At 74.0% G+C, this 21,690-nt stretch carries 19 protein-coding genes and 1 tRNA gene; 17 read left to right on the top strand and 3 right to left on the bottom strand.

The window, feature by feature from the left end; genetic code table 11:
- Positions 1-33: 33 nt before the first annotated feature.
- Positions 34-945 (bottom strand): methylisocitrate lyase, encoded by a 912-nt coding sequence (gene prpB / locus IEW03_RS11610; RefSeq protein WP_188523848.1) that lies wholly within the window; start codon positions 943-945, stop codon positions 34-36.
- Positions 946-953: 8 nt separating this feature from the next.
- Positions 954-2,471, bottom strand: a complete 1,518-nt coding sequence (locus tag IEW03_RS11615; protein WP_188523849.1) for an MmgE/PrpD family protein — start codon at positions 2,469-2,471, stop codon at positions 954-956.
- A 379-nt stretch (positions 2,472-2,850) separates the two neighbouring features.
- Between IEW03_RS11615 and IEW03_RS11620 the strand changes: the two genes are divergently transcribed.
- A complete protein-coding gene (locus IEW03_RS11620; protein ID WP_188523850.1) occupies positions 2,851-4,392 on the top strand; it encodes an MFS transporter in 1,542 nt (513 codons plus the stop codon).
- A 153-nt stretch (positions 4,393-4,545) separates the two neighbouring features.
- Here IEW03_RS11620 and IEW03_RS11625 read toward each other — a convergent pair.
- Positions 4,546-4,618, bottom strand: a tRNA-Arg gene (locus tag IEW03_RS11625).
- A 165-nt stretch (positions 4,619-4,783) separates the two neighbouring features.
- Between IEW03_RS11625 and argS the strand changes: the two genes are divergently transcribed.
- The 16 genes from argS to IEW03_RS11705 all read left to right on the top strand — a co-directional run bounded on the left by argS (position 4,784) and on the right by IEW03_RS11705 (position 21,688).
- Positions 4,784-6,451 carry an arginine--tRNA ligase gene (gene argS / locus IEW03_RS11630; protein ID WP_188523851.1) on the top strand — a complete coding sequence of 556 codons (1,668 nt, stop codon included), beginning with the start codon at positions 4,784-4,786 and terminating at the stop codon, positions 6,449-6,451.
- Positions 6,448-7,809 carry a diaminopimelate decarboxylase gene (gene lysA, locus IEW03_RS11635; protein WP_188523852.1) on the top strand — a complete coding sequence of 454 codons (1,362 nt, stop codon included), beginning with the start codon at positions 6,448-6,450 and terminating at the stop codon, positions 7,807-7,809. Before argS ends, lysA begins: the two co-directional genes overlap by 4 nt.
- A 200-nt stretch (positions 7,810-8,009) precedes the next feature.
- Positions 8,010-9,392 (top strand): homoserine dehydrogenase, encoded by a 1,383-nt coding sequence (locus IEW03_RS11640; RefSeq protein ID WP_371870621.1) that lies wholly within the window; start codon positions 8,010-8,012, stop codon positions 9,390-9,392.
- Positions 9,393-9,394: 2 nt separating this feature from the next.
- Positions 9,395-10,513 (top strand): threonine synthase, encoded by a 1,119-nt coding sequence (thrC, locus tag IEW03_RS11645; RefSeq protein ID WP_188523853.1) that lies wholly within the window; start codon positions 9,395-9,397, stop codon positions 10,511-10,513.
- A gap of 65 nt (positions 10,514-10,578) precedes the next feature.
- Positions 10,579-11,538: a homoserine kinase gene (gene thrB / locus IEW03_RS11650; RefSeq protein ID WP_188523854.1), complete on the top strand. Its 960-nt coding sequence runs from the start codon at positions 10,579-10,581 to the stop codon at positions 11,536-11,538.
- Positions 11,539-11,801: 263 nt separating this feature from the next.
- Positions 11,802-13,847 carry a transcription termination factor Rho gene (gene rho, locus IEW03_RS11655; RefSeq protein ID WP_268236091.1) on the top strand — a complete coding sequence of 682 codons (2,046 nt, stop codon included), beginning with the start codon at positions 11,802-11,804 and terminating at the stop codon, positions 13,845-13,847.
- A 141-nt stretch (positions 13,848-13,988) separates the two neighbouring features.
- Complete coding sequence (gene rpmE, locus IEW03_RS11660) at positions 13,989-14,198, top strand: 50S ribosomal protein L31 (RefSeq protein ID WP_188523856.1); 210 nt, start codon at positions 13,989-13,991, stop codon at positions 14,196-14,198.
- A gap of 148 nt (positions 14,199-14,346) precedes the next feature.
- A complete protein-coding gene (gene prfA, locus IEW03_RS11665; RefSeq protein ID WP_188523857.1) occupies positions 14,347-15,438 on the top strand; it encodes a peptide chain release factor 1 in 1,092 nt (363 codons plus the stop codon).
- Complete coding sequence (gene prmC / locus IEW03_RS11670; protein WP_188523858.1) at positions 15,431-16,369, top strand: peptide chain release factor N(5)-glutamine methyltransferase; 939 nt, start codon at positions 15,431-15,433, stop codon at positions 16,367-16,369. The genes prfA and prmC overlap by 8 nt, the downstream gene beginning before the upstream one ends.
- A gap of 20 nt (positions 16,370-16,389) precedes the next feature.
- Positions 16,390-17,163, top strand: a complete 774-nt coding sequence (locus tag IEW03_RS11675) for an L-threonylcarbamoyladenylate synthase (RefSeq protein WP_188523859.1) — start codon at positions 16,390-16,392, stop codon at positions 17,161-17,163.
- Positions 17,160-18,365, top strand: coding sequence for a glycosyltransferase family 4 protein (locus tag IEW03_RS11680; RefSeq protein WP_188523860.1), 1,206 nt, complete (start codon positions 17,160-17,162; stop codon positions 18,363-18,365). Before IEW03_RS11675 ends, IEW03_RS11680 begins: the two co-directional genes overlap by 4 nt.
- Positions 18,365-18,889 (top strand): Cg1360 family ATP-synthase-associated protein, encoded by a 525-nt coding sequence (locus IEW03_RS11685; RefSeq protein ID WP_229737937.1) that lies wholly within the window; start codon positions 18,365-18,367, stop codon positions 18,887-18,889. The genes IEW03_RS11680 and IEW03_RS11685 overlap by 1 nt, the downstream gene beginning before the upstream one ends.
- A gap of 234 nt (positions 18,890-19,123) precedes the next feature.
- Positions 19,124-19,915 carry a F0F1 ATP synthase subunit A gene (gene atpB / locus IEW03_RS11690; RefSeq protein WP_188523861.1) on the top strand — a complete coding sequence of 264 codons (792 nt, stop codon included), beginning with the start codon at positions 19,124-19,126 and terminating at the stop codon, positions 19,913-19,915.
- A 104-nt stretch (positions 19,916-20,019) separates the two neighbouring features.
- A complete protein-coding gene (locus IEW03_RS11695; protein ID WP_188523862.1) occupies positions 20,020-20,253 on the top strand; it encodes an ATP synthase F0 subunit C in 234 nt (77 codons plus the stop codon).
- Positions 20,253-20,861 (top strand): F0F1 ATP synthase subunit B, encoded by a 609-nt coding sequence (locus IEW03_RS11700; RefSeq protein ID WP_188523985.1) that lies wholly within the window; start codon positions 20,253-20,255, stop codon positions 20,859-20,861. The genes IEW03_RS11695 and IEW03_RS11700 overlap by 1 nt, the downstream gene beginning before the upstream one ends.
- Entirely contained in the window at positions 20,861-21,688 is an 828-nt protein-coding gene (locus tag IEW03_RS11705) for a F0F1 ATP synthase subunit delta (protein WP_188523863.1), read from the top strand. Before IEW03_RS11700 ends, IEW03_RS11705 begins: the two co-directional genes overlap by 1 nt.
- Positions 21,689-21,690: the final 2 nt, after the last annotated feature.

The following is a 21,690-nucleotide window of genomic DNA, read 5'->3' on the forward strand; positions in this document are numbered from 1 at the left end:
TGGGGGTGCCGGGTGGGTGGGGACGGCCTGCGCCTACCCGTGGTGCTGGTCGTCGAGGGAGAAGTCGTACACCCCGGCATCGAAGGCCCCGTAGCCGGCGTAGTCCACCAGCTCGTACAGCCGCGCCCGGGTCTGCATGGCCGGCACCTGGGACGCGAGGGAGCCCTCGGCCCGCAGCGCGTCGAGGCCGCGCTCGGCGGCGCCCATCGCCAGCCGCAGCATCGACACCGGGTAGATGACGAGCGCGACGCCGGCGTCGGCCAGCTGCCGGGCCGTGAACAGCTCGCTCTTGCCGAACTCCGTCATGTTGGCCAGGACCGGCACGTCCAGCGCGCTCGCGACGGCCTCGAACTCGGCGAGGTCGGCCATCGCCTCCGGGAAGATCGCGTCGGCCCCGGCGTCCACGAGCGCCTTCGCGCGGTCGATCGCGGCGCCGAGCCCCGCGACGGCGCGGATGTCGGTGCGGGCCATGATCAGCAGGTTCTCGTCGCGACGTGCGGCGGCCGCGGCACGCACGCGCTGCAGCGCCGTGGCGTCGTCGACGACCTGCTTGCCGTCGAGGTGGCCGCACCGCTTGGGGTTGACCTGGTCCTCGACGTGCAGGCCGGCGACGCCGGCGTCCTCGAGCGCCTGCACGGTGCGCGCCATGTTCATCGCCTCGCCGAAGCCCGTGTCGGCGTCCACGAGCGTCGGCAGGTCGGTCATCCGGGCGATCTGCCCGGCCCGGGTGGCGACCTCGGTCAGCGTCGTCAGCCCGACGTCGGGGAGCCCCAGGTCGGCCGCGACGACCGCGCCGGAGACGTAGACGCCGTCGAACCCCTTGTCCTGGACGAGCCGCGCGGCCAGCGGGTTGAACGCGCCCGGCAGCTGCAGCAGCCGGCCGGAGCGCAGCTGCTCGCGGAACGCGGCCCGCTTGGCCGCCGGGGTCGTCGTCGAGTAGAGCATGAGGCTCCTCAGAAGATCCCGGCGGGTACCGGGTGCGCGGTCAGGGGGTCCGCGAGCGGCGTCACCGTGAGGCCGCGCAGCTCGCGGGGGGCGAGCTCCGGCAGGCGCTGCGCCAGGTCGAGGAACCGCTCGGTCTCCGACGGCGCGAGCACGCCGTCCGCCAGCGCGCGGAACTTCGCGACGTACTGCTCGCGGGCGAACGGGCGCGCGCCCAGCGGGTGGGCGTCCGCGACGGCGATCTCCTCGACGACGCGCGTGCCGTCGGCGAGCTCGATCTCCACGCGCCCGCCGAACGACTTCTCCTCGGGGTCGCTCGAGTGGTAGCGGCGGGTCCACTCGGGGTCCTCGGCCGTCGTGACCTTGCGCCACAGCTCGACCGTGTCGGGGCGGCCCGCACGCTCGGGCGCGTAGCTGGCGACGTGGTCCCAGGCGCCGTCCTGCAGCGCGACCGTGAAGATGTACGGGATCGAGTGGTCGAGCGTCTCGCGGCTCGCCGTCGGGTCGTACTTCTGCGGGTCGCCCGAGCCGGAACCGATGACGTGGTGCGTGTGGTGGCTGGTGTGCAGCACCACCGACGTCACGCGAGCCGGGTCCCGCAGCTCGGGCCGCTCGGTGCCGAGGCGCCGCGCCAGGTCGATCCACGCCTGGGCCTGGTACTCGGCCGAGTGCGCCTTGGTGTACGTGTCGAGGATCGCGGTGCGGGCCTCGCCGAGGCCGGGGAGCGGCACCGTGTAGCGCGCGTCGGGGCCGTCGAGCAGCCACGCGATCACCCCGTCGGAGCCCTCGTAGATCGGGCTGGGGGAGGTCTGGCCCCGCAGCGCGCGGTCGACGGCCTCGACCGCCATCTTCCCGGCGAACGCGGGGGCGTGGGCCTTCCACGTGGAGATCTCGCCCTTGCGCGACTGCCGGGTGGCGGTCGTGGTGTGCAGCGCCTGGCCGACGGCCTGGTAGATCGTCTCCGGGGCCAGGCCGAGCAGGGTGCCGATGCCGGCGGCGGCGGACGGCCCGAGGTGCGCCACGTGGTCGATCTTGTGCGCGTGCAGGCTGATGCCCTTGACGAGGTCCACCTGGATCTCGTAGCCGGTGACGATCCCGCGCAGCAGGTCGGCGCCGCTGCGGCCCAGGTGCTGCGCGACGGCGAGCACCGGCGGGATGTTGTCGCCGGGGTGCGAGTACTCCGCGGCGAGGAAGGTGTCGTGGTAGTCCAGCTCGCGGACCGCGACGCCGTTGGCCCACGCGGCCCACTCGGGGCTGGTGCGCACCGGGCTGCCGACCACCGTCGCGCCGGCGCCGCCGCGCGAGATGGGGTGCGCCTCCGCCTGCGCGCGGGCCGCGAGGATCGGCGCGCGGCCCAGCGACGCCGTCGCGACCGCCGCGTTGTCGATGACGCGGTTGATCACCATGTCGGTGACCTCGGCGGTCGGCTCGAGCTGCTCGGCGGCGACCTCGGCGATCTTCCAGGCGAGCTGCTCGTCGCGGGGGAGGTCCTCGTCGGGGCGGAAGACGCGGACGGTGTGGTCGATCATGGCGAGGGCTGTCCTTCGGCGAGGTGGCGGGCGTCGTCGCCCGTCGTCCGGGCTGCCCCTGGAACGTAACCCCCGCGGCGCGAACGGTCCAGCGAGCCCCTGCCCGTGACGCGGGCCCGGGACGTGCCTGTGGCCGGACTCACGATGCGGCCCCCGAGCGGCCGTATCGGCGCAGGTGGCACGCCCTGCGGCTCGTGTCAGGAAGACGTCTCGTCCGGGCGGCGAAGTTGGATGCCGGGTCAACGATCCGTAATGTGGCCGCCCATGTTCGGGCTTGGCGCCCGCCGTCGGGCGAGCGCCGGTCACCCTGTCACGGGCCGCAGCGCCCAGGTGCCGCCTGGTGCCACCTGGCGCCGACCTGCCGGCCACGGAAGGAAACATGACCGCCGTACTCCCCGACCCCCAGTCCGCAGACCGCCCCGCAGACCGCCCCGCCGCGCGCCCCGCCGCGCGCCGCGCGGCTCCAGGCCGACGTCGCCGGCTGCGGGTCTCCGACGTCACCGTCGTCGACGGCCCGATGCTCAAGAAGACCATCGGCGGCACCGTCGTCGGCAACTTCATGGAGTGGTACGACGTCGGCGTCTACGGCTACCTGGCCGTCGTCATGGGCGCGGTGTTCCTGCCCACGGCGTCCTCCGGCGTCCAGATCCTGTTCTCGCTCGGCGTCTTCGCCTCCACCTACGTGGCGCGCCCGCTGGGCGGGATCATCTGCGGCCGCATCGGCGACCGGATCGGCCGGCAGAAGGTGCTGTCCTTCACGCTCATCATGATGGCGGCCTCCACGTTCCTCATCGGCCTGCTGCCGACGTACGACACGATCGGCGCCGTCGCGCCGCTGCTGCTGGTGCTGCTCAAGCTCCTGCAGGGCTTCTCCACCGGCGGCGAGTACGCCGGTGTCACGACCTTCGTCGTCGAGCACGCCCCCGACCGGCGCCGCGGCTGGGCCGCGTCGTTCCTCGACTTCGGCACCTACGTCGGGTTCGCCGCCGGCGCGGTCGTCGTGACGGTGCTGCAGGTGACGCTCGGGGAGCAGGCGGTGCTCGACGGCGCCTGGCGGATCCCGTTCCTCGTCGCCGGGCCGATCGGTGCCTTCGCCGTGTGGTTCCGCCTGAAGATCGAGGAGACCCCCGCGTTCCAGGCGCAGCAGGCGGCCACCGAGCAGGACGGCGGTGCCGCGGCGGCGCAGGCTGCAGCGGCCGCGCCCACCCTGCGGTCCCTGTGGAAGCCGCTGGCCGTGGCCATGGTCCTCGTGGCCGTCGCGAACACGGCGTCCTACGTCCTCACCAGCTACATGCCGACCTATCTCACCGACACGCTGGGCTACGACGCGGTCGACGGGACGCTGCTGACGGTGCCGGTGCTCGTGCTCCTCGCGGGGATGATCCTCGTCGCCGGCCCGATCAGCGACCGTGTCGGCCGTCGCCCGCTGATGTGGTTCGGCACGGGCTCCATGCTGGTGCTGTCGGTGCCCGCGTTCGCGCTGCTGGCCGCGGGCCACGTCTGGTCGACCCTGCTGGGCCTGTCCCTCATGGCGGTCCCGGTGGCGTCCCTGGTCGGCGTGCAGGCCGCGACGCTGCCGGCGATGTTCCCGACGGCCGTCCGCTACCGGTCCATGGGACTCGCCTACAACGTCGCGCTCGCCGTCTTCGGGGGCACGACCCCGCTGATCGTCGAGGCGCTGACGCAGGCCACGGGCTCGTCGCTGGCCCCGGCGTACTACGTCATGGCCTTCGCCGTGGTCGGCGCGGTGACGGTGTTCTTCCTGCGCGAGAGCGCCGGCCAGCCGCTGCCCGGGGCGATGCCGGCCGTCGACACGGACGCGGAGGCCGCGGAGCTCGTCGCGACCCAGGACGAGAACCCGAACCTCGACGTCGAGACCCTCCCGCTGCACCGCGAGCCGGCAGCCTCCGGCGCGCACTGACGCCCGGGCTCCCCGGCCCCAGCCCCCTTCGAGAACGTCCTCACGGACGAAAGTCGGCCTCTTTTCGTCCGCGAGGACGTTCTCGAAGGGGAGAGGGCCGGCCGGGCACGACGAAGGCCGCCGACCTCGAGGTCGGCGGCCTTCGTCGTACGGTGCGCCTGAAGGGATTCGAACCCCCGACCTTCTGCTCCGGAGGCAGACGCTCTATCCACTGAGCTACAGGCGCGGGCGCCGACACGTCTCGCCACAGGGCGATGCCGTCGGCACGGTGCACGAGACTACCAGCACCGCGGAGGCGCCGGGCACACCCGGGCACCCGGGCGGGCGCACGGGCCGGCGCACGGGCAGACAGCCGCACGGGCGCACGCGCCACCCTTTGTAGAATCGCCCGGTGACCCCCGACGAGCTCTCGCAAGCACTCAGCGCTGCCCTCGCCGCGGCCGTGGCCGACGGCACCCTCGCCCTGCCCGCCGACGCCGTCCCGGCGACGGTGCACGTGGAGCGACCCCGCCAGCGCGAGCACGGCGACTGGGCCACGAACGTGGCGCTGCAGCTCGCCAAGAAGGCGGGCGCCCCGCCGAGGGCGATCGCGGAGGACCTCGCCGCGCGCATCCAGGCGACCCCGGGGGTCAAGTCGGCCGACGTCGCGGGTCCGGGCTTCCTCAACATCACGCTCGACGCGGCCGCCGCCGGCGAGCTCGCCCGCACGGTCGTGACGGCCGGCGCCGACTACGGCCGCACGGACACGCTGGCCGGCCAGGTGCACGACCTGGAGTTCATCTCGGCGAACCCGACCGGACCGCTGCACATCGGCCACACCCGCTGGGCCGCGCTGGGCGACGCCCTGGCGCGCATCATGCGCGCCGCCGGCGCGGACGTCACCGCCGAGTACTACATCAACGACGCCGGCGCGCAGATGGACAAGTTCGGCCTGTCCGTCCTCGCCCGGGCCAAGGGCGAGGACGTGCCCGAGGGCGGGTACCCCGGCGAGTACGTCGCCGAGCGCGCCGCCGAGGTTCTCGAGCAGCGTCCCGACCTCCTCGACCTGCCCGAGGACGAGGCCGCGACGGTCGCCCGGGAGCTCGGCTACCAGGCGCAGCTCGCCGCGATCCGCCGCACGCTCGAGGTGTTCGGCGTGCACTTCGACGTGTGGTTCTCCGAGCGCACCCTGCACGAGGCGGGCGCCGTGGACCAGGCGGTCGCGCGCCTGCGCGAGCAGGGCCACGTCTTCGACGTCGACGGCGCCGTGTGGCTCCGCACCACCGACTTCGGCGACGACAAGGACCGGGTGATGATCCGGGCCAACGGCGAGCCCACGTACTTCGCCGCGGACGCCGCCTACTACCTGTCGAAGAAGGACCGCGGCTTCCCGGGCAAGATCTACCTGCTGGGCGCCGACCACCACGGGTACATCAACCGGCTCAAGGCGATCGCGGCGTGCGCGGGCGACGACCCGGAGCAGAACATCGAGGTGCTCATCGGGCAGCTCGTGAACATCGCGGGCCAGCGGATGGGCAAGCGCCGCGGCAACGCCCTGTACATGGACGAGCTCATCGAGTGGCTCGGCTCGGACGCGCTGCGCTACTCGCTGGCGCGGTTCCCCGCCGACACGCCGCTGTCGCTGTCCGGCGAGGAGATGCTCAAGCAGAGCAACGACAACCCGGTCTTCTACGTGCAGTACGCGCACTCGCGCACCTGCGCCGTCGACCGCAACGCCGCCGACCGGGCCGTCTCGCGGACCCGCGAGGACGGCGCGGACGCCTTCGACCCCGCCCTGCTCACGCACGAGACCGAGGCGGCGCTGGTCGGCCGGCTCACGGAGTTCCCGCGGATCGTGGGCCAGGCGGCCGAGCTGCGCGAGCCGCACCGCGTCGCGCGGTACCTCGAGTCCCTCGCCGCCGACTACCACAAGTGGTACTCCGAGTGCCGCGTGACGCCGTACCCCGACGAGGAGGTCACCGACACGCACCGGACGCGGCTGTGGCTCAACGACGCCGTGCGCCAGGTGCTCGCGAACGGCCTCGACCTGCTGGGTGTCAGCGCCCCGGAGCGGATGTGACCGGCGTCCTCGGCGTGCCGTGGTCGCACGGCGTGGTGCGCCGCGCCGACGGTGCCGTCGAGGTGGGCGGCGTCGACGTCCGCGACCTCGCGGCGGAGCACGGCACCCCGGCGTACGTGCTGGACGAGGCGGACTTCCGCGCCCGCGCACGTGGCTACCGCACGGCGTTCGCGACGGCGTTCGCCGAGGTGGGCACGGGCGTCGACGTCTACTACGCCGGCAAGGCGCTGCTCACCGTCGCCGTGGCGCGGTGGGCGCGCGAGGAGGGGCTGCGGGTCGACACCGCGTCCGGGGGCGAGCTGGCCGTCGCGCTGCGGGCGGGCGTGCCGGGCGCGGAGATCGGGCTGCACGGCAACAACAAGTCGGACGCCGAGATCGCCGCCGCGCTCGACGCCGGCGTGGGCCGGATCATCGTCGACTCGCTCGTCGAGGTGGACCGGGTCGCGGCGCTCGCGGCCGCGCGGGGCGTCGTCGCGCCGGTCATGGTGCGCGTCACGACGGGGGTCCACGCGGGCGGGCACGAGTACATCTCGACCGCGCACGAGGACCAGAAGTTCGGGCTCTCGGTCAGCGCCGGCCCGACCGGTGGGGACTCGCCGGCGATGCAGGCCCTGCTGGCCGTCGTCGCACGCCCCGAGCTGCACCTGCTCGGGATCCACTCCCACATCGGCTCGCAGATCCTCGACCCGGCGGGCTTCGAGGCGGCCGCCCGCGTGGTGCTGCGCCTGCGGGCCGGCCTGGCGGACCGCACCGGCGTCCTGGTGGACGAGGTGGACCTCGGCGGCGGGTACGGGATCGCGTACCTGCCCGGCGAGGTCCCGCTCGAGGAGGACCGCATCGCGAAGGACGTCGCGAGCGCGGTCGCCGCGATCTGCGCCGAGCACGGCACGCCGCTGCCGCGGATCTCGATCGAGCCCGGGCGCGCGGTCGTCGGGCCGGCCGGTCTCACGCTCTACACGGTCGGCACGGTCAAGCCGGTCGTGCTGGACGACGGGCGCGTGCGCACGTACGTGTCCGTCGACGGCGGGATGAGCGACAACATCCGCCCGGCGCTGTACGGCGCGGACTATCACGCCGAGCTCGTCGGACGGTCGTCGGACGCCGAGCCGGTGCTCGCGCGCGTCGTGGGCAAGCACTGCGAGAGCGGCGACGTCGTCGTGCACGAGGTGATGCTCCCGGGCGACGTCCGTGCGGGCGACCTGCTGGCGGTCGCCGCCACGGGGGCGTACGGGCGCTCGATGGCGTCCAACTACAACCTCCTCACGCGGCCGCCGGTGGTCGCGGTCTCGGGCGGCGCCTCCCGCGTGCTCGTGCGCCGCGAGACCACCGACGACCTGCTCGCGCTCGACCTCGGCTGAGGCGGAGGCGCAGCGCAGGGTGAGGGCCGAGGAACGAGGCACTCGCCCGCAGCGGAACCGCAGACTCAGCCGAAGGACCAGCACCGGCTGACGCCCGGCCGGACGCCCGCCGGGCCGGGGCGTGGACGGCTCGTCCCCGGGCGGCGCGCCGCGGCTATCCTGACCACCGTCCCCGCTGTCCCGATCCTGAAGGTGGCCCCGTGCCTGCAGCGCCCGACCCCGGGCTCGCCCCCGTCCCCCCGGTCGTCCCTCCCCGGCGCGCCCCCGGCACGCTGCGCGTCGCGCTGCTCGGCTACGGCGTGGTCGGTTCCGAGGTCGCGCGGGCCCTGGTGGAGCACGCCGACGACCTCGCTGCGCGGGCGGGCGCGAGGCTCGAGCTGGTCGGTGTCGCGGTGCGCGACGCGTCGCGCCCCCGCGAGGGGGTGGGCACCGTCGTGCCGGCCGACCTGCTGACCGAGGACGCGCAGGGCCTGGTCGACCGCGCCGACCTCGTGGTCGAGGTCATGGGCGGCATCGAGCCGCCCCGCAGCCTCATCCGCCGCGCGATCGCGAGCGGCGCGAGCGTCGTGACCGCCAACAAGGCCCTGCTCGCGGCGCACGGGCCCGAGCTGTTCGAGGCCGCCGACGCCGCGGGTGTCGACCTGTCGTTCGAGGCCGCCGTGGCGGGCGCCATCCCGATCGTCCGGCCGGTGCGCGAGTCGCTGGCGGGCGACCACGTGCGCCGCGTGCTCGGCATCGTCAACGGCACCACCAACTACGTGCTCGACCAGATGGCCACGTACGGCGTCGAGCTCGAGGACGCCGTCAAGGAGGCGCAGGGTCTCGGGTACGCGGAGGCGGACCCCACGGCCGACGTCGAGGGGTTCGACGCGGCCGCCAAGGCCGCGATCCTCGCCTCGCTCGCGTTCCACACCCGCGTCTCGATCGACCAGGTCGCGCGCGAGGGCATCACCGGTGTGACGTCGGCGGACGTCACCGCCGCGGCCCAGACCGGGTACGTCATCAAGCTGCTGGCCATCGCCGAGCAGACCGCCGAGGGCGTCTCGGCGCGGGTGCACCCCGCCCTCGTCCCCGCGGAGCACCCGCTGGCCGCCGTGCGCGGGGCGTTCAACGCCGTCTTCGTCGAGGCCGACGGCGCGGGCCCGCTCATGTTCTACGGCCAGGGCGCGGGCGGTCGTCCCACCGCGTCCGCCGTGCTCGGCGACCTCGTCTCCGCCGCCCGCGACCGCCTCGCGGGCGGCAAGGGCGCGTACGAGTCGGCCTACGCCTCGCTGCCCGTGCTGCCGGCGGACGCGGCCGTCACCCGCTACCAGGTGCGTCTCGTCGTCGCCGACCGCCCGGGCGTGCTGGCGCAGGTCGCCGGCGTCCTCGCGGACCACGGCGTCTCGATCGACACCGTGCGGCAGGCCGTCGACGAGGTGCCGGCCCCGTTCACGCCCGGCGACGGGTCCGCGGGCTCCGCCCACCTGCTGCTGACCACGCACGCGGCCCGCGAGGCGTCGCTCGCGTCCACGGTCGAGGCCCTGCGCGGGATCGAGCCGGTGCACCAGATCACGTCCGTCCTGCGAGTCGAGGGAGTCTGACCATGCCGACGGAACAGCCGACGGGACAGCGCGCCGCCCACCAGTGGCGCGGCGTCATCACCGAGTACGCGGACCGCCTGCCCGCCCACGTGCGCGAGCGCGTCGTGACGCTGGGGGAGGGCGGGACGCCCCTCGTGGCGGCGCCGGCGCTGTCCGAGCGCACGGGCGCCGACGTGCACGTCAAGGTCGAGGGCATGAACCCGACCGGGTCCTTCAAGGACCGCGGCATGACGACGGCGATCTCGGCGGCCGCGGGGCGCGGCGCGAAGGCCGTGGTCTGCGCGTCCACGGGCAACACCTCGGCGTCCGCCGCGGCGTACGCCACGCGCGCCGGCATGACCTGCGCCGTGCTCGTGCCGGACGGCAAGATCGCGATGGGCAAGCTCAGCCAGGCGATCGCGCACGGCGCCCGCCTGCTGCAGGTGGACGGCAACTTCGACGACTGCCTCGTGGCGGCGCGCAAGCTCGCCGACGTCTACCCGGTCGAGCTCGTGAACTCGGTCAACCCCGACCGCATCGAGGGCCAGAAGACGGCGGCGTTCGAGATCGTCGACGTGCTCGGCGACGCCCCCGACATCCACTGCCTCCCGGTCGGCAACGCCGGCAACATCACCGCGTACTGGAAGGGCTACCGCGAGTACGCGGGCCTCGACGACGCGTCGCTGCCCGCCGTCGCCACCCGCACGCCGCAGATGTGGGGCTTCCAGGCCGCCGGGGCCGCCCCGATCGTCAAGGGCCACCCGGTCGACGAGCCGGACACCATCGCGACCGCCATCCGGATCGGCAACCCGGCGTCCTGGGAGCAGGCCACCCACGCCCGCGACACCTCCGGCGGCGTCATCGAGGCGGTCTCCGACGAGCAGATCCTCGCCGCGCACCGGATCCTGTCCGCCGAGGTCGGCGTGTTCGTCGAGCCGGCGTCGGCCGCGGGCGTCGCCGGGCTGCTGGCCCGCGCCGAGCGGGGCCTCGTGCCCGCGGGGGCGCGCGTGGTGGTCACGGTCACCGGCCACGGGCTCAAGGACCCGCAGTGGGCGCTGCGCACCCCGGAGGGCGGCGACGTGGAGCCCACCCGGGTGAGCGCCGACGTCGTATCCATCGCCGACGCGCTCGGGCTCGACTGAGCGGCACCGGCCGCAGGCGACAGACCCCACCGACTGAGCCCCGCACGGGGAGGACGGGAGCCAGGATGCAGCTCGGCGCCGACCACGTGGTCGTCCGCGTGCCCGCCACGAGCGCGAACCTCGGTCCGGGCTTCGACGCCATGGGCCTCGCGCTCGCGATGCACGACGAGGTCGAGGTGGAGCTGCTCGCCACCGACGACGTCCTCGTGGAGGTGTCGGGGGAGGGAGCGGGCGAGGTCCCGGCGGGGGAGGACCATCTCGTGGTCCGGGCCCTGCGGCACACCCTCGAGCTCGCCGGCGCCCCCCGCACCGGCCTGCGGCTGCGCTGCGTGAACCGCGTCCCGCACGGTCGTGGGCTCGGCTCGTCCGCCGCGGCCGTGGTCGCCGGCGTCGTGGCCGCCCGCGCGCTGCTCGCCGACCCGCACGTGCTCGACGCCCGCGCGGTGCTGGCGATCGCCACGGAGTTCGAGGGGCACCCCGACAACGCCGCCCCGGCGATCCGCGGTGGCGCGACCCTCGCGTGGCAGTCGGGCGACGGTCCCCGCGCCGTGGACCTCGACGTCGACGAGCGGATCACCGCGACCGTCCTGGTCCCGGACGTCCGGCTCGCCACGAGCCGCGCCCGCGGCGTGCTGCCCGAGCAGGTCCCGCACGGCGACGCGGCGTTCACCGCCGGCCGCGCGGCGCTGCTCGTGGAGGCCCTCGCCCGCCGGCCGGAGCTGCTCTTCGACGCGACCGAGGAGCGCCTGCACCAGGACTACCGGGCGGGCGTCATGGTGGCCTCGTCCGAGCTGTTGCGAGCGCTGCGCGCCGAGGGGCTGGCCGCCACGGTCTCGGGCGCGGGACCTACGGTCCTGGTGCTCACGTCGGGGGAGGGCACGGCGCGCCTCGACGGCGTCCTGGCCGGGCTCGTCGACGACGTGGCCGGCTGGCGGGCGCTGCGCCCGGGCATCGATCTCGACGGCGCGACCGCCCGGCGCGTCGGGCCTGCCGGAGGAGCGTCGTGGAGTGGTAAGATGCGGTGAGCCTTCGGGATGGACTACCGAGGCACCCCCTCTTCTTGCCACGCGACATCTCGTGCGTGCCCGGCAGAGCCTGTGCCCAGGGTCGTCCGCCGCGGTGCAACGCGCTGCGGCCGTCACGCGCGAAGGCCGACACAACCCCGCCAGCCGACGCCGTCGTACCACTGATGCGAGGTTCCACGCGTCCTGGTGCCCACTGCACCGGGACGCCCGCCACCCCGGCCCGTGACATCGACAGGGCCGCATACGAGGGGGAAGGGTCCTTCGTGACGAACACCACCGACAGCCCGAACGCTTCAGCGTCCGGGAACCTGAGCTCGATGCGTCTCGCCGAGCTCCAGGCGCTGGCCGCGCAGCTCGGCGTGAAGGGCACGTCCCGCATGCGCAAGAGCGACCTGCAGGACGCGATCCGGAACCAGCGCGGCTCCGGCGCCCGCGCCGGGAGCGCGCCCGTGGCCGCGGCCAGCGCGGCCGCCCCCGCGGTCCGCAGCGACGCGCCCGCCTCGGCGTCCGCGCCGTCGTCCGAGGCGTCGTCCGCCCCGTCCGCCGAGGCCGGGAACGGCGCCGACCGCTCGGCCGAGGCGCCCCGCCGCGCCCGCCGGGCGACGCGCACCGCCGGCACGACGGACGCCTCCGGCCAGCCTGACGCCGGCCGGCAGCAGAACGCCTCCGGCCAGGAGCAGGCTCGCGCCGAGTCGAAGCGCCCGTCGGGCGACCGCCCGAACGGCGCGGCGGACTCCGCGGCCGACCCCGACCGTGAGGCACGCCTCGCGCAGCTCGCCGAGGCGGTCGCCGCCCCGCGCGAGCGCGGTGCACGCCGCGGCGGCGAGCGTCCCACCGAGAAGGCCGCCGAGCGTGGCCAGAACGACGGTGACGCCCAGCGGGCCGACCGCGGCCAGGGTCGCTCGAACGACAGCGCGCCGAACGGCCAGCGCGACGAGCGCCGCCGCGACGACCGGCGCGACGACCGGCGCGACGACCGCATGAACGACGACGACCGGTCCGGCTCCCGTCGGCGCCGCGGTCGCGACCGTGGGCGGGACCGCAAGCGCGGCCGCAACCGCAGCGGCGCCGGCCCCGACGTCGCCGGCCTCGAGAACGACGTCGAGGTGCGCGAGGACGACGTCCTGCTGCCCGTCGCCGGCGTGCTCGACATCCTCGACAACTACGCGTTCGTGCGCACCAGCGGCTACCTGCCGGGGCAGAACGACGTGTACGTCTCGCTCAACCAGGTCAAGAAGTCGGGCCTGCGCCGCGGCGACGCCGTCGTGGGCGCCATCCGCCAGCCCCGCGAGGGCGACGAGCCGCCGGCCGGCGGCAGCAGCAAGAACCCGCGCAACAAGTACAACGCGCTGGTGCGGCTGGACTCGGTCAACGGCATGACGCCCGAGGAGGCCCGCAAGCGGCCCGAGTTCGCCAAGCTCACCCCCCTGTACCCGCAGGAGCGGCTGCGTCTGGAGAACCCGGAGGCGACGCGCCTCACGCCGCGCGTGATCGACATCGTCGCCCCGATCGGCAAGGGCCAGCGCGGTCTCATCGTCTCGCCCCCGAAGGCCGGCAAGACGATCATCATGCAGCAGATCGCGAACGCCATCACGGCCAACAACCCCGAGGTCCACCTCATGGTGGTGCTCGTGGACGAGCGGCCCGAAGAGGTCACCGACATGGAGCGGACGGTCAAGGGCGAGGTCATCGCCTCGACGTTCGACCGGCCGGCCTCCGACCACACGATCGTCGCGGAGCTCGCGATCGAGCGTGCCAAGCGCCTGGTCGAGCTCGGTCAGGACGTCGTCGTGCTGCTCGACTCCATCACCCGCCTGTCGCGCGCCTACAACCTGGCCGCCCCCGCGTCGGGACGCATCCTCTCGGGTGGTGTGGACGCCGCGGCGCTCTACCCGCCGAAGAAGTTCTTCGGCGCGGCGCGCAACATCGAGGAGGGCGGCTCGCTGACCATCCTCGGTTCCGCGCTGGTGGAGACCGGCTCGAAGATGGACGAGGTGATCTTCGAGGAGTTCAAGGGCACGGGCAACATGGAGCTCCGCCTGTCCCGCAACCTGGCCGACAAGCGGATCTTCCCGGCCGTGGACGTCAACGCGTCCGGTACGCGCCGCGAGGAGATCCTCATGGCCAAGGACGAGCTCTCGATCGTCTACAAGCTGCGCCGCGTGCTCGGCGCCCTGGACCAGCAGCAGGCTCTCGAGCTCCTGCTCGGTCAGCTGCGCAAGTCCAAGACCAACGTCGAGTTCCTCCTGCACGTGCAGAAGACGACGCCGGCGGGGCTCTCCGACGAGAACCCCGGCGAGACCGTCTGAGGCGGAACCACCGACTCTGATCCCTCCCGCCCGCGGGAATTTCCGGGGCGCTCTGCGTTCTGGCACAATGGTTCGTCGGCCTGCCGGTTCACGGCCCGCTCTCCTGCGGGGCGACCCGGTGGCATCACCCCTAGGAGCATCATGAAGCCCGGTATCCATCCCGAGTACGTCGCCACCGAGGTCACCTGTACCTGTGGCAACACGTTCGTCACGCGCAGCACCGCGACCTCCGGCAAGATCAGCGCCGAGGTCTGCAGCGCCTGCCACCCGTTCTACACGGGCAAGCAGAAGATCCTCGACACCGGTGGCCGTGTGGCCCGGTTCGAGGCGCGCTACGGCAAGAAGAAGTAGCACCCCCGCAGCGCCGGTGGTCCGCCCGACAACCTCTCCAGGGGCAGTCGGACGTCGGACCGCCGGCGCTGCTGCTTTGCCGAGGTAATTCGCATCTCGACGAGGTAGTACCGGTCCGGACTACTTCGCGCCCGGACCGGGAGTACCGATGACCGACCCGTTCGCCGCCGCACGGCCGCTGCTCGACGAGCACGCGGAGATCGAGCGAGCGCTCGCCGACCCGGGGGTGCACGCCGACGCGGGACGGGCACGATCCCTCGGGCGCCGGTACGCCGAGCTGAACCAGGTCGCCGCCGCGTACCGCGCGTGGGAGCAGGCGAACGACGACGCCGAGGCGGCCGCCGAGCTGGCCGCCGACGACGCGTCGTTCGCGGCCGAGCTGCCCGCGCTGCGGGCCGCGGCCGACGAGGCCTCCCAGCGGCTGCGCCGCGTCCTCGTGCCGCGTGACCCGGACGACGGTCGCGACGTCATCCTCGAGATCAAGGCCGGCGAGGGCGGCGAGGAGTCCGCCCTGTTCGCGGGCGACCTGCTGCGCATGTACCTGCGCTACGCGGAACGCCGGGGATGGCAGGCGCAGGTGCTGGACGCCACGGAGACCGAGCTCGGCGGCTACAAGGACGTCCAGGTGGCGGTCAAGTCCCGCGGCGCGAGCGACCCGGCCCAGGGGGTGTGGGCGAGCCTCAAGTACGAGGGCGGCGTGCACCGCGTGCAGCGGGTGCCGGTCACGGAGTCCCAGGGCCGCATCCACACGTCGGCCGCGGGCGTGCTCGTGCTGCCCGAGGTCGACGACCCGGGCGAGGTCGAGATCGACGCGAACGACCTGCGCATCGACGTCTACCGGTCCTCCGGGCCGGGCGGGCAGTCGGTCAACACGACGGACTCCGCGGTCCGGATCACGCACGTCCCCACCGGCATCGTGGTGTCGATGCAGAACGAGAAGTCCCAGCTGCAGAACAAGGAGCAGGCGATGCGCGTGCTGCGCGCGCGGCTGCTCGCGGCGCAGCAGGAGGCGGCCGCCTCGGCCGCGGCCGACGTGCGCCGCTCCCAGGTGCGCACCGTGGACCGCAGCGAGCGCATCCGCACCTACAACTTCCCCGAGAACCGCATCGCGGACCACCGCACGGGGTACAAGGCGTACAACCTCGACCACGTGCTCGCCGGCGACCTGGACCCCGTGGTCCGGTCGGCGATCGACGCCGACGAGGCGGCGCGGCTCGCCGCGGCCGGCGACGGTGCCTGAGCCGGCGCCCACGACCGCCGGTGCGAGCGTGCGCCGGGCGACGGCGCGGCTCGCGGACGCCGGCGTGCCCAGCCCGCGGGTGGACGCGGAGGAGCTGCTCGCACATGTGCTCGGCGTCGAGCGCGGGGAGGTGCGGCGGCTCGCGCTGCTGGACCGGGAGCTGCCCGGCGACGCCGGCGCCCGGTTCGCGGCGCTGGTCGCCCGGCGCGCGAGCCGCGAGCCGCTGCAGCACCTCACGGGCACGGCGCCGTTCCGGCACCTGGAGCTCGTGGTGGGCCCGGGGGTCTTCGTGCCGCGCCCGGAGACCGAGCAGGTCGCGCAGGTCGCCCTCGACGAGGCCGCGCGCGCACAGGCCGCGCGCGGCCGTGCCGTCGTCGTGGACCTGTGCACCGGGTCGGCGGCGATCGCGCTCGCGCTCGCGACCGAGCTGCCGGGCTCCCGGGTGCACGCCGTCGAGCTGGACGCGGCCGCCCACGCCTGGGCGGCGCGCAACGTCGCGGCCGTGACGGCGGCGGCCGGGGCGGCCGAGCCCCTCGTGCACCTGGTCCGTGGCGACGCGCGCCGGGCGCTCGCCGAGCTGGACGGCACGGTCGACGTCGTCGTCTCCAACCCGCCGTACGTCCCCCCGGACGCGGTCCCGCGCGACCCGGAGGTCGCCGCGCACGACCCGGCGGTGGCGTTGTACGGCCTGGGCGCGGACGGCCTCGAGGTGCCGCGCGGCGTCACGGCCGCGGCGGCCCGGCTGCTGCGGCCCGGCGGGCTGTACGTCATGGAGCACGCGGAGGTGCAGGCCGCCGCCGCCCGCGCGATGGTCGCGGACGCCGAGGGCTTCGGGCCCGCCGAGACGCTCGGCGACCTGACCGGTCGTCCGCGCATGGTCGTGGCGCGCCGGCTCGGCGGGGCGCGGGACGGCGGGCCGGAGGAGTCGTGAGCCGTGCCAGACTTGTGCCCGTGAGCAGCGCGCACGACGTCACCGACCCGAACTCCTGGGGCCCCGCGATCGACGAGGCCGTGAACACGATCTCGCGCGGCGGCCTCGTCGTGCTCCCGACGGACACGGTGTACGGCATCGGCGCGGACGCGTTCGACGCCGACGCCGTCGCCGCCCTGCTCGCGGCGAAGGGGCGAGGGCGCCAGATGCCGCCGCCGGTGCTCGTGCCCGACGTGCGCACCCTCGACGGGCTCGCCACCGACGTCCCGGACGACGCCCGCCGGCTCGTGGAGGCGTTCTGGCCGGGCGGGTTCACGATCATCCTGCGCGCGCAGCCGTCCCTGCACTGGGACCTGGGGGAGACGCACGGGACGGTCGCCCTGCGCATGCCGGACCACCCGGCGGCCCTCGCCCTGCTGCGGCGCACCGGCCCCATGGCGGTCTCGAGCGCGAACCGCACCGGCAGCCCCGCCGCGCTGGACGCCGCCGACGCCCGCGAGCAGCTCGGCGACGCCGTCGGCACGTACCTCGACGGCGGGACGGCGCCCGGTGGCGTGGCGTCGACCATCGTCGACGCCACCGGGGAGCGGCTGCGCGTCGTGCGCGCCGGGGCGATCACGCTCGAGGCGCTGCGCGAGGTGGCGCCCGTGCTGGCCACCGACGGCACCGACGGCACCGAGGACACCGCCACGGCGGAGACGGCCGAGACGGCGGCGGACGGCGCGGCCGCCGACGGCGACGGCGACGAGACCGCCCCGGCGGCGGACACCCAGCAGGACGGTGCCGTCGGGTGAGGGCGTATCTGCTCCTCATGCTCGTCGCCGCCGCGGTGACGTATCTCGCGACGCCGGGCGCGCGGTGGGTCGCGCGCCGCACGAACGCGATCAGTGCGGTCCGTGCGCGCGACGTGCACGTGCTGCCCACGCCGCGCCTGGGCGGGCTGGCGATGCTGCTCGGCATCGTCGTCGCGGTGGTGCTGGCCTCGCAGATGCCGTTCCTGTCGGGCGTCTTCGCCGACCCGCAGGCGTGGGGGATCGTCGGCGGCGCGGCGATCGTGTGCCTGCTGGGCTGGGCCGACGACGTGTGGGACCTCGACTGGATGACCAAGCTCGCGGGCCAGGTGCTGGCGGCGGGCTTCATGGCGTGGCAGCAGGTGCAGCTCACGTGGCTGCCGACGCCGGAGGGCCTGGTCATCACGTCGTCGCGGCTGTCGCTGTTCGTCACGGTGCTGGTGGTCGTGGTGGCGATGAACGCCGTGAACTTCGTCGACGGGCTGGACGGTCTGGCGGCGGGGCTCATCGCGATCGGCGGCTCCGCCTTCTTCCTGTACTCCTACAGCCTCACGCAGCAGTCCAGCCCCGAGAACTACGCCAACCTCGCGACCATGCTGCTCGCGGTCCTCGTCGGCGTGTGCCTGGGCTTCCTGCCCCACAACTTCTACCCGTCGCACATCTTCATGGGTGACTCGGGGTCGATGGTGCTCGGCCTCGTCTTCGCCGGCGCCGCCATCACGATCACCGGGAACATCGACCCCACCGCGACCGGCGACGCGCTCTCCGGCGCCCAGCGCGTGCCTCTGTTCATCCCGCTGCTCCTGCCCGTGGCGGTCGTGCTCCTGCCGCTGCTCGACATGGCGCTGGCGGTGGTGCGCCGCGTCGCCGCGGGCAAGTCGCCGTTCCATCCGGACCGCATGCACCTGCACCACCGGATGCTGGCCCTGGGCCACTCGCACCGGCGCGCGGTGCTCATCCTGTACGTGTGGGCCGCGGTCTTCTCGTTCGGGGTGGCCGCCCTGGTGCGGTGGGACTGGTCCGTGGTGCTGACGGGCCTGGGCGTCGCGGTCGTCGTCGCCCTGCTGCTCACCCTGGGCCCGCTGCGGACCCGCGGCCGCTTCCTCGACGACGACGTCGCCACCGGAGCCGTGCCCGCGGTCCCGGCCGCCGCGGACGCCGTCGCCCCGACCCCGACCACCACCTCGCACGAAGGACGTTCCTGATGACGACGCCCACCCCGCCCCAACCCGAGCAGCCGGAGCCCGGCGGCGAGCGGCCCGGACCCGGGGCCGCACCGGCCGGTGCCGCAGGGAACGACGCAGCGCCCTCGGCGCCCTCGGAGGCGACGGTGGCGGAGCGTGCCGTGCTGCGCACCGCGCTGCGCGACACCCTGATCCTCATCGGCGCGCTGCTGGTGCTCGGGGTGGGGATCGGCGCGCTCGTCGCCGGGACGGCGGGCGTCTGGGGCGCCCTCGTGGGCGCGGGGCTGGCCGCGTTCTTCTGCGCCACGACCATCTGGTCGATGCTGCGCACGGTCGGTTCCGGTCCGACGCGGATGGCCGCCTTCGTCATGGGCGCCTGGATCGCCAAGGTGATCGTGCTGATCGTGGTCCTGGCCCTCATCCAGGACGCGGACTTCTACGACCCGTACGTCCTGCTGGTCGTCCTCGCGGTCGGCGCGATCGGCTCGGCGCTGCTCGACTACCGCGCCGTCAAGGACGGCCGGGTGCCCTACGTGCAGCCCTGATCCGGGTGCCGCGGCCGGGCGCCATCCTGTCGCCGCGGGCAATATCGTGCCCTTCTTCACAAGCCGCGGGATATGGCCGCTGGCCCGCCTCCGGGGTGTCGGACCACGGGGGATCATCGGGTAGGCTGTCCGCGAATCCATGACGGCCAGGTCCGATGGCGTGCCCCCCGCACGGTGGAGCGCCTCGGTTCCGTACGACCTCCGGGAGTCCCCCTGTCTACGCCAGCGATCCCCATGCTGCTCGCCGCTGAAGGTGACGGCGAGTTCCACGCGCCGACCGTCGCGGACTTCTTTCCTCCGGCCATCTTCTTCGAGGGCACGCCCTTCGAGTTCAACCGGGTCATGCTGGTCCGCGTCATCGCGGCCGTCGTGCTGCTGACCGTGTTCGTCATCGCGGCGCGGCGCGCGAAGCTGGTCCCGGGCCGGTTCCAGAACGCGATCGAGATGATCCTCGACTTCGTCCGCAACTCGATCGCGGTCGAGGTCCTCGGCAAGGAGAACGGGCGCAAGTACTTCCCGCTCCTGGCGACGATCTTCTGCACCGTCCTGGTCATGAACATCACGACGGTGACGCCGTTCCTCAACATCGCCGGGACGTCGGTCATCGGCCTGCCGATCGTGCTGGCCCTGTGGACGTACGTCATGTACCTGGGCGCGGGCGTGAAGGCGCACGGCGTGGGCGGGTTCCTCAAGAACTCGCTGCTGCCGCCCGGTGTGCCGAAGGCGCTCTACGTGCTCCTCGTGCCGATCGAGGCGCTGCAGGTCTTCATCCTGCGGCCGGCGACGCTCGCCATCCGACTCATGGCCAACATGGTCGCGGGGCACCTCATGCTCGCGATCTGCTTCGCGGCCACGTCCTTCTTCCTCTTCGACGCCGCCGGCGGCATGAAGCTGTTCGGAGCGGGCACGTTCGTGGCCGGCTTCGCGTTCTTCTTCTTCGAGATCTTCGTCGCGGCGCTGCAGGCGTACGTCTTCGCGATCCTCACCGCCGTCTACCTCAACCTGTCCGTCGAGGCGGAGCACTGACCGCACGGCGGTGCCCGGCCTGAGTCGGGCCCCAGCTACACCACCTCCATCATGAAAGCGACGCCGGGCCACCCGAGGCCCGGCGCCCAACGGAAGGAAACCCAGTGGACGTCACCACCCTCGCCGAGGTCTCCGGCAACATCGGCACCATCGGCTACGGCCTGGCGGCAGTCGGCCCGGGCATCGGCCTCGGCATCCTGATCGGCAAGACGATCGAGGGCATGGCCCGTCAGCCCGAGGTCTCGAGCCAGCTCCGCACCACGATGTTCATCGGTGTCGCGTTCGTCGAGGTGCTCGCGCTCCTCGGCCTGGTCGCCGGCTTCATCGTCCCGGCATGATGATCTCCCCCCTGAACACTTCCACCGCGGACGTGCTCGCGGCGGAGGAGACCACCGCCAACCTGCTGCTGCCGCACACGTACGACCTCGTGTGGTCGCTGGTGATCGTCGTGATCGTCGGGCTGGTCTTCTACCGGTACGTGCTGCCGAAGTTCCAGGCCGTGCTGGACGAGCGCACCGCGAAGATCGAGGGTGGCCTGGCCAAGGCCACCGAGGCGCAGGAAGAGGCCGCGAAGGCGCTGGAGGAGTACCACCGGCAGCTGGCCGAGGCCCGCGCCGACGCGGCGAAGACCCGCGAGGAGGCGCGTGCCGAGGGCACCGTCATCGTCGCGGAGCTGCGGGCCAAGGCGCAGGAGGAGGCCTCCCGCATCGTCGAGACGGCGCACCGCCAGATCGAGGCCGAGCGTCAGACGGCCGCGGTCTCGCTGCGCTCCGAGGTCGGCGAGCTGGCCACGGAGCTCGCGTCGAAGATCGTCGGCGAGTCGCTCCAGGACGCCGCGCGCCAGTCGCGCGTGGTCGACCGGTTCCTCGACGAGCTCGAGGCGACGCAGGGCGACGAGTCCGGGGCGCAGGCACCGGCCGGCAGCTCAGTCGGCAAGGAGGGCTGATGCGGGGAACGAGCGGAGCATCTCTCGCCGCGGCACAGGAGCGCTTCGAGCCCGTGCTGCGGTCCGCCGGGGCGGACGCGCAGGCGCTCGGCGAGCAGCTGTTCGCCGTCGTGAGCGCGCTCGACGAGTCCGGCCCGCTGCGCCGTTCGTTGGCCGACCCGTCGCGCACCGGTGACGACAAGGCGGCCCTGGTCGCCCGTGTCCTCTCGGGCGGTACGGCCGGTGGCTTCGACGAGCGGGTCGTGGACCTCGTGACCGGGCTCGCCCGGTCCCGCTGGTCGAGCGACGCGGACCTCGTGGACTCGCTCGAGCGTCTCGGGCTCGACGCCGTGCTGGCGTCCGCCGAGTCGCGCGGCGTGCTCGAGACGGTCGAGGACGAGCTCTTCCGCCTCACCCGGGCGCTCGTCGGCCAGCGCGAGGCGCGGCAGGTCCTCTCGGACCCGTCGACCTCCCCGGAGCGCCGTGCGGCCCTCGTCGACGCCCTGCTCGCGGGCAAGGTGGACGGCGTGACCCAGGCCCTGGCCCGGCGCGCGACCACCACGCTGCGCGGCCGCCGCTTCGTCGCCACGCTCCTGTGGTTCGGCGAGGTCGCCGCGGAGCGCCGCAAGCGTCTCGTCGCGTCGGTCGTCAGCGGCACGGTGCTCACCCAGGCGCAGCAGTCCCGGCTCAGCGCGCTCCTGGAGAGCGCCTACGGCCGCGCCGTGCAGCTCAACGTCACGGTCGACCCGACCGTGATCGGAGGCCTGCGCATCCAGGTCGGCGCCGACGTCGTCGACTCCACCGTGCTGTCCCGCCTGGCCGACGCCCGTCGCCGGCTGGCCGGCTGAAC

The organism is Isoptericola cucumis (assembly GCF_014635665.1).
Taxonomy (GTDB): Bacteria; Actinomycetota; Actinomycetes; order Actinomycetales; family Cellulomonadaceae; genus Isoptericola; species Isoptericola cucumis.

Coding starts and splice junctions, on each gene's coding strand:
- prpB (WP_188523848.1), bottom strand. CDS start 945: ATGCTCTACTCGACGACGACCCCGGCGGCCAAGCGGGCCGCGTTCCGC.
- IEW03_RS11615 (WP_188523849.1), bottom strand. CDS start 2,471: ATGATCGACCACACCGTCCGCGTCTTCCGCCCCGACGAGGACCTCCCC.
- IEW03_RS11620 (WP_188523850.1), top strand. CDS start 2,851: ATGACCGCCGTACTCCCCGACCCCCAGTCCGCAGACCGCCCCGCAGAC.
- thrC (WP_188523853.1), top strand. CDS start 9,395: ATGCCGACGGAACAGCCGACGGGACAGCGCGCCGCCCACCAGTGGCGC.
- thrB (WP_188523854.1), top strand. CDS start 10,579: ATGCAGCTCGGCGCCGACCACGTGGTCGTCCGCGTGCCCGCCACGAGC.
- rpmE (WP_188523856.1), top strand. CDS start 13,989: ATGAAGCCCGGTATCCATCCCGAGTACGTCGCCACCGAGGTCACCTGT.
- prfA (WP_188523857.1), top strand. CDS start 14,347: ATGACCGACCCGTTCGCCGCCGCACGGCCGCTGCTCGACGAGCACGCG.
- IEW03_RS11685 (WP_229737937.1), top strand. CDS start 18,365: ATGACGACGCCCACCCCGCCCCAACCCGAGCAGCCGGAGCCCGGCGGC.
- atpB (WP_188523861.1), top strand. CDS start 19,124: ATGCTGCTCGCCGCTGAAGGTGACGGCGAGTTCCACGCGCCGACCGTC.
- IEW03_RS11700 (WP_188523985.1), top strand. CDS start 20,253: ATGATCTCCCCCCTGAACACTTCCACCGCGGACGTGCTCGCGGCGGAG.
- IEW03_RS11705 (WP_188523863.1), top strand. CDS start 20,861: ATGCGGGGAACGAGCGGAGCATCTCTCGCCGCGGCACAGGAGCGCTTC.